The sequence below is a fragment of the Paenibacillus sp. FSL E2-0151 genome (assembly GCF_037993015.1).
Lineage (GTDB): Bacteria > Bacillota > Bacilli > Paenibacillales > Paenibacillaceae > Paenibacillus > Paenibacillus amylolyticus.
Map to the genome: position 1 here is coordinate 2,958,557 of NZ_CP150308.1, position 13,375 is coordinate 2,971,931.

General features: G+C 44.5%; 10 protein-coding genes. 7 read left to right on the forward strand and 3 right to left on the reverse strand.

Annotated features, from left to right (window positions below; translation table 11 throughout):
• Window positions 1-83 precede the first annotated feature (83 nt).
• The 3 genes from MHI55_RS13685 to MHI55_RS13695 all read right to left on the reverse strand — a co-directional run bounded on the left by MHI55_RS13685 (window position 84) and on the right by MHI55_RS13695 (window position 2,974).
• Window positions 84-683, reverse strand: a complete 600-nt coding sequence (locus MHI55_RS13685; RefSeq protein ID WP_036608692.1) for a response regulator transcription factor — start codon at window positions 681-683, stop codon at window positions 84-86.
• Window positions 680-1,816, reverse strand: coding sequence for a sensor histidine kinase (locus tag MHI55_RS13690; RefSeq protein WP_207765589.1), 1,137 nt, complete (start codon window positions 1,814-1,816; stop codon window positions 680-682). The genes MHI55_RS13685 and MHI55_RS13690 overlap by 4 nt, the downstream gene beginning before the upstream one ends.
• Before the next feature lie 99 nt (window positions 1,817-1,915).
• A complete protein-coding gene (locus MHI55_RS13695) occupies window positions 1,916-2,974 on the reverse strand; it encodes a fatty acid desaturase (RefSeq protein WP_340390262.1) in 1,059 nt (352 codons plus the stop codon).
• A 374-nt stretch (window positions 2,975-3,348) separates the two neighbouring features.
• On the opposite strand from MHI55_RS13695, the gene MHI55_RS13700 reads away from it, so the two are divergent.
• The 7 genes from MHI55_RS13700 (at window position 3,349) to MHI55_RS13730 (ending at window position 13,296) form a co-directional block, all read left to right on the forward strand.
• Entirely contained in the window at window positions 3,349-4,188 is an 840-nt protein-coding gene (locus MHI55_RS13700) for a YitT family protein (protein WP_017688839.1), read from the forward strand.
• 670 nt (window positions 4,189-4,858) lie between these two features.
• Window positions 4,859-6,061, forward strand: a complete 1,203-nt coding sequence (locus MHI55_RS13705) for an ROK family protein (protein ID WP_340390264.1) — start codon at window positions 4,859-4,861, stop codon at window positions 6,059-6,061.
• Between the two features lie 36 nt (window positions 6,062-6,097).
• Window positions 6,098-7,150 (forward strand): ROK family protein, encoded by a 1,053-nt coding sequence (locus MHI55_RS13710; RefSeq protein WP_340390266.1) that lies wholly within the window; start codon window positions 6,098-6,100, stop codon window positions 7,148-7,150.
• 49 nt (window positions 7,151-7,199) lie between these two features.
• Window positions 7,200-8,423 carry an MFS transporter gene (locus MHI55_RS13715; RefSeq protein WP_340390267.1) on the forward strand — a complete coding sequence of 408 codons (1,224 nt, stop codon included), beginning with the start codon at window positions 7,200-7,202 and terminating at the stop codon, window positions 8,421-8,423.
• A 21-nt stretch (window positions 8,424-8,444) separates the two neighbouring features.
• Window positions 8,445-10,688, forward strand: coding sequence for a helix-turn-helix domain-containing protein (locus tag MHI55_RS13720; protein ID WP_340390269.1), 2,244 nt, complete (start codon window positions 8,445-8,447; stop codon window positions 10,686-10,688).
• A 237-nt stretch (window positions 10,689-10,925) separates the two neighbouring features.
• Window positions 10,926-11,300, forward strand: coding sequence for a hypothetical protein (locus tag MHI55_RS13725; protein WP_340020165.1), 375 nt, complete (start codon window positions 10,926-10,928; stop codon window positions 11,298-11,300).
• 394 nt (window positions 11,301-11,694) lie between these two features.
• Window positions 11,695-13,296 carry an extracellular solute-binding protein gene (locus MHI55_RS13730; RefSeq protein WP_340390271.1) on the forward strand — a complete coding sequence of 534 codons (1,602 nt, stop codon included), beginning with the start codon at window positions 11,695-11,697 and terminating at the stop codon, window positions 13,294-13,296.
• The last annotated feature ends 79 nt before the right edge of the window (window positions 13,297-13,375 follow it).

The window sequence follows — 13,375 nt, forward strand, 5'->3', positions numbered from 1 at the left end:
GCTTTTTATTTTGAGCATGTTATCGCAGCTTATGCAGCCGGGGTACATGCTTATTTTTGTTTCAATGGGTTAAAGCGGTGCTTTCATTTGAACCACCCTTTTTCCTTGGAGCGAGTGATGGCCTCAATGCGGTTACTGGCATTTAACTTGTTGAGAATAATGGAGATGTAGTTACGCACCGTGCCCGTTGTGATGAACAGATGCCCGGCGATTTCCTTGGTGTTTTTCCCATCTGCCATGAGGCCTAGTACGGCATTCTCCCGTTCTGTCAGGGGGTTTTCTTCTACATAAGCTTCATCTACCAAGTCGGGAGCGAAGATGCGTCTGCCATTCATAACTTGGCGGATCGATTCGGCAAGTTCTTCAATTGGACTATCTTTGAGCAGGTAACCACGGACACCGCCCTTTAGGGCACGTTCGAAATATCCGGTCCGGGCAAAAGTGGTCAGGATAATGACCTTACAGCTCATTCCTTTGAGTTCTTCTGCAGCTTCAAGGCCGCTTTTCACGGGCATTTCTATATCCATCAGACAGATGTCTGGTGCAAGCTCTTGGACAAGGGCAAGGGCTTCCTGGCCGTTGCTGGCACGTCCGACGACTTCCATATCTTCCTCCAGATTGAGGAGGGAGGACAAGGCGCCGAGCATCATGCGCTGATCTTCCGCGATTACAATTCTAATCATGATTCTGCCTCCTTTATCGGTTTGTGAACGAGTTTAGGAACATGAATAATGATCGCTGTACCCGGGATGTCTGTCGCAGAGCGAATATCCAGACATCCGTTCACAAATTCAAGTCGTTCCTTCATGCCCAAAATTCCTGTTCCGCGCCGATCCTGTTTGCGAGTTCGTTCTATTCCAACACCGTTATCTTGAACGGTTACTACATTATCCGCTAGTGTTTCCTTAATGATGATAGTACAGGTTGTTGCCTGACTGTGTTTGACGACATTCGTGACAGCTTCTTTCAAGCACATACCGAGCACATTTTCATTCAATTGTGACGTATCCTGTAACTTCGGATTACCTTCCAGCACAAATTCAATCGAAGCGGCCTTCAGAATCTGCTCCGCCCGGAACAATTCATCAACCAATTGTGTACCACGCATAGTGGTGACCATTTCCCGGACTTCCTTCAGAGCTGTACTTGCCGTTTGTCTGAGGTCGTTCAATTCAATCTCGGCCTGATCGGGATTATTGCGGAGCAGCCGTCTCGCCAGATCGGTTTTCAGACCGATCAGAGAGAGCTTCTGTCCAAGTGTATCGTGCAGGTCACGAGCGATACGCTGGCGTTCTTCCATTTTTACGAGATCATCAAGTCGCTTGTTCGCATTCTCCAATTGGCCTTCCAAATGTTCAGTTTTGTTTTTGTTATACGTACTGATTGGGAGCAGGATGGAGGCCATTAAGCTGATGAATACAAACGGGAGTTGGCTCACCAACAGAGAACTCTGATTAATGAAACCGTAATTAATGGTTACGAAACTGGCTCCCAGGTTCACCGAGTAGAGGGTGAAGAAACCGGCTTTATTTTTAATATTCCCAATAAAGAAAGCAAGAAACAATGAGAAGTAGGCATAATCATAGGCGATCGTCATCGTAATGGATATGGCAATAAGCATTCCAATCCACATGTACACCTGCCAGCCCTTGGTGATGAAGGCGAGCAGGTAACAGACGAAGAAAACGAGGATAATGATGATGCCGGTTACCATCGTCCATAATTTAGAATATTGCGATATAAAATAGAATGGCAGGATGAAAAAGGCGAGCCATACATAAAGGTTCAACCCTGTTTTTTTATAAAAATTTTGCATCCACTTTTGAATGGAATTCTCCTCCTCAAACTTGTACTCAACTTTAGCATGACTGTAGCATGACTATGGCTTGAACACAAGAAAACGAATCCGACAGAGTTAAGGCTTCTCTGTCAGACCCGCTGGATTGGTTACTCGGATAGGCGGTTGAACATACGGCTTGCGGGATAGCTTTTTGAGCTGTCTGAAGCTAATAAACTGTTTAGAATCTTCATCCCACAGACGGAAGCGCAGGGCAACCAGACTGGAACGTAATGTAATAGTCGTTGCTTTTTGCAAAGGTGGTGTTGCGTTATGTGCTTCTTCCAAGAAATAGTTAGGTACACGTGGGCTCAAGTGATGCACATGGTGAAACCCGATATTACCACTGATCCATTGCAATAATTTTGGCAATTTGTAATAAGAACTGCCTTCAACAGCTGCTTTTACATAACTCCACTCATCTTCATGTTCAAAATACGTCTCTTCGAACTGATGTTGAACGTAGAACAGCCAGATACCAAAGAAACCGGAGAAGAAGAAGATAGGTGCCTGCACCATTACAAAAGCCTGCCATCCGACTAACCAGGACATGAATGCATAGAGCACAACGATCAATACGGTAGTCAGGTGTGTATTGATACGTTCTTTACGTCTAGCACCTTTGCGGTTAAAACGGTAAGCCAACAGAAACACGTAAATGGGTCCGATACAAAACAATACAAACGGGTTACGATAAATCCGATAGAAGAGACGACCCCAAGGAGAAGCTGCTTTATATTCGTCAACCGTCATAACCCAGATATCACCTACACCACGTTTGTCAAGATTACTGCTTGTTGCGTGATGGATAGAATGCTCGTTTTTCCACTGCTGATAGGGTGTCACTGTTAATACACCAGTAATGGTACCGAGAATATCGTTGGCGCGTTTGCTCTTGAAGAATGAACCATGGCAGCAGTCATGGAAAATAATAAAGGTCCGCAGTACAAATCCGGATGCCACCAAGGCAATCGGGAAGGTCAGCCAGTAGGAAACCGATAAGCTAAAGTAAGCTGCAGCCCATAACAAGAAGAGCGGGAGCAATGTATTGATTAACTGACGGATACTTAGTCTGAGATCATTTTTTTCGTAAGGGGTAATTTCTTTTTTTAAGGCCATTTCTTTTGATCTGTTCATAAAATTGTGTCCTCCTTCAATCGTTATAACTGTAATCAGCTACAACTTGGCGTTTCCCGCTAGACTTTCCTGTAGGAAGCGTTTTTATCATTGTAAAACAATCCGAACATGACAGTAAGTCATAAACGTCAGCCTTCTGTAATGATGAATATCAATGATGGACCATGACATTTGTCATGGGTGTATGATACTCAATAGCTCTGCAGAAGACAGAAGAGCAGGTTTTACTAATTCCTTTGCACAAATTACGCAACAATTTGTATTATGTATACAAATTTTGTTGTGAGCATGGTAAAATCTATCCTTGAGTGATTATGACAACTTATGAGACGGGTCGATTAGGTTGATTTCTGATGGATTGGATGGAATGCATAATGAAGAAACGAATTACGGATATCCTATTTATTATGGCAGGTGCATTTCTGTTTGCACTGGCGGTGAACCTGTTTGTCATCCCGAACGATTTGGCTGAAGGCGGCGTCACGGGTATCACGATTATTTTGTATTACCTGTTTGAATGGTCCCCTGGACTGATGAACTTGATCCTGAACGGTATTTTGTTAATTGTGGGATATCGGTTTCTTGATAAAACGACTACGGTATATACGATTATTGCAGTGGTATTCAATTCGTTGTTCCTGCATCTGACGGAGAGTTGGACGATTGCATCGGATGAACTCTGGATCAATACCATTTTTGCCGGATTATTTGCCGGTCTTGGTATCGGCTTGATTGTTAGAGTGGGAGGCACAACGGCGGGGACAGTGATCCTGGCCCGACTTGCCAACAAATATCTGGATTGGAATATCAGTTACGGACTTCTGTTCTTCGATCTGATTGTGGCTTTCTCCTCATACTTCATCATTGGACCACAAGGATTAATGTGTACAATTGTCTTGCTGTTTGTTGGAACCAAAACAATGGAGTTCATTATTGAAGGGCTCAATCCGAAAAAAGCCGTCATGATTATCTCTTCCAAACAGGATGAAATCGCAAAGCAAGTCATTGAGAAGATGGATCGCGGAGTAACCGTCCTGTCCGGTCATGGCTATTACACAAAAAATAAGAAAGAAATTCTATACATTGTGATTAGCAAGCAGGAAGTTTCTATGCTGAAGAAGATTGTACGAGCAGAAGATGAGATTGCTTTTATTACCATTCATGACGTGCGTGATGTGTTCGGTGAAGGATTTATTGAACTCTCTAAAACTTGATGAATATATATATAAGGAAGAAAGGAGTTGCGGTGAAATATCACCGCAACTTTTTTGATAGGTTAATGGTATCCGGTATTAATCTAGTTCAATAAGAAAGAACCCTTCTCCGAAGAGAAGGGCAAAAGAGTATTAGTAATGTCTTCTTTTTTTGACTCCACAATATTCAACAGTGACATGACAGTGTTTTTTACACTTTGTAGGGACATATTTAACTTTGGTAACACAAGTTTTCGTAATTTTTTTGTAAAAACACTTTGGTCTTGGATGATGACATTTATGATGTTTTCTATACATATTAAAACCTCCCTGATCGTGATAAGGTATTCTATGAGCGTGTCACTGTTTCGGAAATGTATAAACGTCTATTATTGTATAATAATTCCTTTATTGGGCTTCTGTGTTACAGGTGGAGGTTGGTTCTTTCTAGTAAAACTTTCTACTAAAAGAGTGCAATGACAAAAAGCTGTACACCTACCAAACACGATGATATATTGAATTTAATCAATTTGTTAATAAACCTAACTAACTAAGCATTTAGCATAATTTCCAAGAGCGTTTTACAATCAGCAAAATATAGATCGAAACGGTGTTATTCGTCTATATTTTGTACCCGAGAGCGACTTTAATCGAATTATGAAAAATGCTAACTATAAAAGGAGGCGATAATATGGCTGGCACACCGCAGTATATCCGCAATCTGAATGAAAATCTCATCATGGATGCCCTCATAACTCAGGGAACCATGTCGAGAGCGGATATCAGCCGTCAGACCGGACTCAGTAAACCAACAGTATCTTTGGCAGTCGAACATCTGATTGACCGTAATCTGGTGAGGGAAATGGGGCCAGCTGACAACGCTCAGGGTCGAAAAGCAACCCTCATTCGTTTCAACGAAACGGCTTATTATGTCTGTGGGATAGATATCGGCGCAACTCGTATTCGGATTGCATTATCCGATCTGAATGGAGAGATCATTGCCTATCGAACATATCCCATGGTTGTTCAAGGAGCTTATGAGCGAGGAGAAGCGACGATGTTGGAGCTTCTTCGAAGCCATATGAACGAACTGCTTGATGAGAATCATCTGAACTGGGATCAGATTCAGTGCATCGGGTTTGGTATACCAGGCGTAGTCCTGCCTGAATCAGGGCGTATCAATCGTATTGTGGACCCGTTAGCGGGTCTGGAAGAAGCTTTCTCTCTAGAATCGTTGTCAGGAGCTTTTCCCTGTGAAGTAATTCTGGAAAATGATGTGAATCTTGCAGCGCTTGGGGAGTATCGGAGTGGTGCAGCAGCAGGATATCCCTTGTTTGTTTTTTTCTCCATCGGTACAGGGACAGGCGCTGGCATCATGGTACATGGCCAACTGCTTCGAGGTTTAGGTGGCTTAACTGGAGAGATCGCGGAGATGCTGGTGGACGATGGCCGACGTCTGGAGGAAGTGCTGTCCGCTGATGGTCTGATGCAACTGGCGAAAGATTATCTAGATCAGCATGATGAACTATTATTGGAGGCTGCTGATTCGGGTGCAGATGATCTTCACAGACACCTGACTCCCGAGAGGTTATTTGAAGCTGCGCGCAGTGGAGAAGTAGAGGCGTTAGACATTCTACAACAATACAGCAAGAAGATTGCTTCAGCTCTGCGTCAGATTAGCGTTGTGCTTGCTCCGGATCTCATTGTGCTTGGCGGAGGTGTAGGAGGGAACGGTGATGTGTTATTGCCTTTACTGAGGCAGATCATCTCTGAGCAATTCCCTGTGCAACCACAGTTAATCTGTTCCAAGCTTGGTGAGCAGGCTGTTGTCACTGGCGCGGTACAGGTAGCCATACAACAAACGATGCTGAACCTTCAGCAGGCCATGGAATAAGAGATTGGATATACAACATGTGAGGAGGGAAAAGGGATGACAGAATCCGTGAAAAACGTAAGTAATAATGATCAGCCCAATCAGAATGGTACGGTTGGAGGTGATCCATCCGGCTGGATTGCAGGTATTGACATTGGAGGCACCAAAACATTAATGCTCTTGTCATCACAACAGGCTGGAAATGAAGTTCATGAACGTATCTTGCCTACGCTTGCCAGTGATCAGCCGGATGAGTTCTTTCGATGGTTATTCGCTGAACTGGAAACATTCTGCCGCGAAGTTGGATGCAGTCTGGATAAACTTAACGGTACAGGCTTGGGATTCCCTGGTGTGATTCTACAAGAGGAGGGAATACTGCGAAATGCTCCCGCTTTTCAGTGGCCTGAGCTAGATATTCGCCCTGTTATTGCGAAGTATTACAGCGGGAATATCATGTTGGATAATGATGTGAATATGGCGGCAATGGGAGAATATGATCAAGGGGCAGCACAGGGACATCAACACTGTGTAATGGTCACGGTTGGAACAGGCATTGGATCTGCTCTTATCCTGAATGGACAGCTCTATAGCGGCCAGAATGGAGCAGCAGGTGAGATTGGGCATTTCATTGCAGGAGACGAAGGGCTTCATACCGGTTACGTTGCGGATGCGGATTCCTTTGGCGTATTTGAGCAAGTGACTTCAGGTACGGGAATTACCGAACAGGCGAGGCGTTATTTTGCTGCTGGAAAGGGAAGTTCCTTATCCCTGATCATGAGTCTGGCAGGAGGGGAAGCGGAACAGATTGAAGCCAGGCATGTATTCAAAGCAGCGGAGTCGGGTGATCTTGCTGCCCTGGAGATTCTGGAACTACCCATGCGTTATATGGCGAGAGGTCTGGCGAATATTACGGCTTTACTCAATCCTTCCATTATAGTGATCGGTGGTGGCGTGGCTGCATCCAACCCATCTTATTATCTAAATGAAGTGCGCACACGCCTCCAACGTTACACTGTTCTGCCTACACTTTTAGCTATAGCTGAACTGGGGAACAAAGCAGGAGCAATCGGGGCATTGGCTGCAATCAAGTCGAGTCTGACACGCACATAAAAATAGAGAATAGGCGAAGCAACTACAGAAATAAAGGATGGAGATCCGGATGAGAAGTAGACATATGAAGGCTTACACAGAGAAAATAAAAGCCGATTCCAAGGATGCAAAACATGTTTTACTCAAATTACAGGGCCTATATCTGTTTATGGGGCTAGCTGGTGGGATGTTTAATCCGTACATTAATCCCATATTGGTAGCACAAGGGTTTTCCAGTAAAGAAACCGGATTTATTATGGCGTTTGGCACACTTGTATCCATTATTCTTCAACCTATATGGGGAATTCTGGTAGATAAGTTTAAAAAGACACGGTTCGTACTGGTGATAAGCCTGCTTGTTCCTGCATCGTTAGCGTATTTCTACAATATTCAAGTGTACTTTATATTAATATTGATTTATACTTTATGCACTATATTCCAAGTGACTCAAATACCCGTTGCTGACTCCTATGCGGTTACAGCCGCGAGAGCCGCGAACACCTCATATGGCATGATCCGACTCTTCGGCAGCATAGGAACGGGAGTTGGGGGATTTGCCGCAGGGATGTATCTCTCCCAGTTTTCCATTCACATGTTATGGCTGCCATTTCTCCTGTTTAACATTCTGAGCGCTATACTGGCAAGTACACTCCCCCGGCAGACGAGTATATCCTCGTCCTCGGTAACCTTCTCCGTAGGTTTGGCAAGATTGCTCCGAAACCGGACATTCCTTCTATTTCTAACAGGTTGTTTCCTAGTTAACCAAACGCTCACTGCGTTTAACTCCTTTTTTGTTATTTCATTTCAGATGGCTGGCGGTTCTGTGACCATGACGGGTACAGCACTGTTGCTGGCGTCGATTACCAATGTTCCATCCATGTTGGCAGCAGCATTCATACTCCGAAAATGGGGGCATGAACGGACGATGCTGCTTGCAGCGGGGGCGTATATGTTACGTTGGGGGATACAATGGCTATGGCCGACGCCTGAGGTCATGATTGGCGTTCAGGTGCTGCATGGGTTATCCTTCGGATTCTTTTATATCGCAGCAGTGGAATATGTGGCATCGGTTACGGGACGGGAAATGCAGGCCACAGGACAAAGTTTATTTAACATGGTGTTTGCTGGCCTGGGCGGAATTGTTGGTAATATGCTTAACGGATATTTACTCGATTCCGGCGGTCCATCACTGATGTATCTGGCTTGCACGATCAGTGCGGCACTAGGATCAGTGATTCTGTACATCGTCAGCAGGCAGGCCAAAGAACAGAGAAGAGCATACTCATTAGAATAGAGATGGAAGGAGTTGGAGCCTATGAAAGTAAATCTGAAGCGGAATTGGCACACCAAGTTGATGTATTCGTATTTTCCTATTTTTCTGCTTACGATTTCCATTCTGATCTTTCTCTCCTTCCTGATTGTCAACGAACTCTCACGTAACGAAACACAAAAAGCCGACATGATCTCCACCCGCTATATCGTGGATACACTGGAGCGATCGCTAAGCGACATTGAACTTCGCTTGCTTGAAGACATTGGTGCGAACAAAACATATAGTCGCTTTCTGGAAGCTGGACAGGGACAATTATCGAGTCAGTTCATCTATGATGCGGCAAGTGGGCTGGGACGTATGCTGGATCAGCAGGATATGATTCAATCCATTTATCTCTATCGTATGTCCGATTCCCAGATTCTTACGCCCAGAGGCATGATGCGTTTGGAAGATTTCGAAGATCGTGCCTATATTGAGCAAGCCTTGAAAGATCGGGAGAACCTCGGTTGGAACCTGCCACGTGATTATAAGGAACGTTCCTTCGACGTACCTTCACAGGTGATTAGCATGAATAAGTGGCTTCCGTTACCGTGGGGCGGGGAAGGTCTGCTTGTCATTACCATCCGCATGTATGCAGTGGAACGGCAGATTGATAACATGACCAATGAAAAGTTATCAGTTCTTCAGGTTCGGGATAAAAGCGACAATCTGATCTATACCGCGCATCAAATGGACCCTTCAGCAGGTGAAATCCTTAATCGTGTGACTGCGGACAAACTTGGTCTGATCTTTGAGAGTGGTATTCAATCCGGACAGCTGTATTCATGGGTATCCCTTGTTTCTTATGTGTGGATCGGTATTGGTTTATTAACGATTGTTGGTGCGGTGGCGGGACTAATCTACATTACTCGCAGAAATACACGCCCCATCCAGCTGATCATGAATCGAATTCAGGCGTTACAGCCACGTGCCGAGGAGAATGAAGCAACTCCATCCGTCAAAGATGAACTGGCACTCATCGACCGTGCGCTGGAACATCTGATTGCTCAAACGGTTGACTATGAGAAACAACATCATGAAAACTTGCTGATTCATCGCAGACAGTTGCTTGTTGATCTGATGGAAGGAGAGCGGATGGATTCGTTCCGTCAGCGACTTCGCCATCTGCAACCGCTAGAGGAACGATTCATGGAACCGAAGAGTGTTGCTGTCCTCATTGCGGAGATGAATGGTGACGATCTCTCGACCAATCAGAATATTCTGAAGATTGCACTTATGAACGTAGTGGAAGAACTTGTGCAGAATGAGACCCAGTTCGGCGGTTGGGCTGAATGGTTTGGGAACCGCAGGCTTATTGTTGTGATTGCATCGGATGAGCAGGAAGGACTGGACCGTGAATTACTTATGGATCTGGCTAAGCAGATGCATATGTGGATTGCGGAAAACTTCCGCCTACGGTTTACGTTCGGGATTGGACGAACCGTATCGGGCTGGGAGGAGATTACTCGTTCCTATGCGAGTGCAGATGCGGGTTTGCAGCATAGACTTACCCTTGGTAAAGATGCCATCGTTCTCAGTGAGCAACTGCCGGATCGTATTGAGCTGCAATCGTACAAGTATTTGCAGATGCTCGCAGACTTTGTCCGTGAATTCAGACTAACCGGTGATGGTTGGCGAACGCAGCTGGATCAGATGTTTGTTGCGTTTAACGAAGATCAGATTACAGATAACGATATTCGCATGTTGCTGCAGGCGTTAATCCAGATGTTGTCCCGTGAATTCGGGGAGCTGTCTGAGCGGTTGCAAAGCCAATTTGCCGAGGAAATCCTGACTCGTCTTCGCAGTGATATCCAGCAGGTGGAGACACTGGAGGGGATTCAAGAGATTTTGCAGGAGTGGCTTAAAGAGGTTTATCGCAATTATGTATCTGTGAATGAAACGAAAAGTCATCGCGCGATGATCAACGAGCTGCGGATATATATTGAAGAGCATTTTGATGATCCGGATCTGTCGCTGAAACATCTGAGTGATCGGTTCCAAATCTCAGGCAAATATGCAAGTTATCTGTTCAAGGAAGAGTTTGAGATGAAGTTTGTTGATTTTCTGGTGAAACTGAGGGTCGAAAAGGCCTGTCGTCTGTTGTCTGCAACCGATATGGCTGTTCAGGATATTGCTCTTCAAGTGGGTTATGCCAATGCCATCTCCTTTGGCAGAGTATTTAAACGGATTATGGGCCTGACACCAGGGGACTACCGCAAGCAGAGTGGAAAACAAGGGGATCAATAACGGAATTGCACGTGTTAGAACATCCGAGTATCGGGTGAAATCCAATGATCTTAGAGATATCAATGAAATCTCCTGTATGAGACAATAAGGTTTTGTCCCTTATCGTCCTTTGCAGGAGATTTTTTGGCTGTTCAACCGCGATCTTAGGCCAGTGTAGCTGGTATATTGTTAAGGAATTTTACGAATGTCCTATACTAGCATTATAACAATTCATAGATTAATAGGGCAGGAGTGAAGATGGTGTACAAACACGGACAGCAAGTGTGGGGATCGGTAGATATCAGTAAACGGGTTACCATTACAGCAAGCAACAACACATTTACATTTCATGTAGATGACTCGTCTTATACGATAACTATACCTGTTGGTACCTACACGACAAGTCAACAAAGGCATGAATCCGAACTTATTCAGGCCATTTCGAAGGCAGGGGCAGCTCAGAACATTCCAGTACGATTTATTTTGGGCGGAATGCATTATGATGAGAAGTATAATGTGTTGATTTTGGAACATACGGACACGACCAACGAACATGTCATCGATCAATTTGCGGGAAATGCCATCGATACGTTGTTTGGTCAAATGAAGTTTAATCTTCCGCCGAGGAATTAGTCGTGGAATCGTTCTACACGTGTTGCTAAACAAGGAGATCACATAAGATGTGGTCTCTTTTTCATTTTTTGAAGAGAGATTTAATGGAAAAAAGATTATTGCAAGATGGGTGATGCCAGATTGTCTATGAGAAACCAAAATGAATACAACACAATATGTTATTATAGTTAACATTAAAGGTGTGAAAATTGCATATTGTCAGGAAATATGTTTATATATCGCGGTATTTAACTTAAAAAACGTGAATTTCACATGTTGAAAATAGTTTATTGTCTAAATATCAGATATTATGTAATGATTAGTGACATTCACAGGTGCAACAAAATGGGATGAACAAAGTGGAGTGGCAATCATGTGAATCCATTCAGAGAGTGTGCGAAAGGGGAAAGGTCAAATGAGATTATTTCAAAGACGTAAGGCACGCAAGGCAAGTTCAATCCTCGCAGTGGTAACAGCATTCACTCTATTATTATCTGCATGTTCGTCAGGAAGCGAATCTACATCTTCCTCTGGAGAGTCGGGTTCGGGGGAAAAAACGACTTTGAAAGTAGAAATCTTCGATCGGGGAAACACACCGGCGGGCTACACCATTTCGGACAGTTATCTGACTCGCTTCATTCAAGAGAAGTTTGGTGATCCAAACAACATCGACGTTCAGTTTGTTCCGGTACCACGCTCGGAGGAAGTACAGAAACTTAACGTTCTGATGGCGAGTGGCTCTGAAGTACCTGATATCGTCTTTACCTACGATTCGGGAACATTCAACCGGTATGCAGAGCAAGGAGGTCTGACCGAACTTACGGATCTGATCAATCAAAGTGGTCCTAACCTGAAGAAGTTCTTGGGAGATGAAACGCTGGCCTACGGTCAATACGATGGACAACAGTTCGCGGTTCCAGGTAAACGTCTTGTACTTGGCAAGTACGCATCCTATGTTCGTCAGGACTGGCTGGATGCACTCGGATTGCCTTCCCCTGAGACAGCTGAGGAGCTGCATACAACACTGAAGGCCTTTAAGGAAAAAGATCCGGGTAAGGTTGGCACAGGACTTATTCCGATGGGGATGTCCATTGCCTCGGCTCAATATGAACCACTGATCTGGTCATTCATTGAACCGCTGACGGAAGAACAGAAGTATACATTAACGCAACAACTGGGTTCCAATGACTATCCAACGTTGTTGCCTGGTTTCAAGGAAGCCCTGAAATATATGAACACACTTTATAATGAAGGATTAATGAGCAAGGATTTTGGACTCGACAAAGACAAGAAAAAGCTGTGGGAAGATGTATCTAACGGCAAAGTTGGATTCTACACCGAGGATGCAGGGGAGATTTATATCTCCGGTACGTACAAAAACCTGCAAACCAATCAACCTGGTGCAGTGATGACACCGATTGATGCATTCAAAAACTCCGAGGGCAAATTCGCCAAACCGGCATATGCACCCAATGCGATGTATGTCATGATCCCGAAATCGAGCAAAAATGCGGAAGCCGCGATGAAGTATCTGGATTGGATGGCTTCGGGCAACAACCTGTTCGATCTGCAATTCGGTGTTGAAAACGAGAACTATGAACTCGTGGATGGAGTTCCACTGATCAAAGATGATGCTTCTTCTGAAATCGCAGGTCGTATCTATAATTCTGGTGACATTGCCATTATCGTCAATGGTAAATACGTTGGAGATGACAAGAAAAATGAAGAGGCTTATGTCGTACAGGTAGAGTCGAAGTATCGGGATGATATGCGCAAGTCGGTAGCGATCTCTAACACGGACACCATTCAACCGGTACGTTTCTCCAAACCGATTGACGCAGAAGCACGTTACGGTAACGGCTTGAAAGACAAGTTTATGGAGTTTTTCGTGAAAACAACCATTTCCAAACCCGCTGATTTTGAAGCTACGTATGACAGCATGATGAAGGACTACATGGCGAGCGGTGGTCAAGCAATCCTGGATGAACGTACAGAAGCTTACAAAGCGATGAAATAAGTAGAGTAGAGATCACATCTAATGTGTATGACAACAAAGAACAGGGATTTCATTAGGGCGATGGCAACATCGCCTTGAT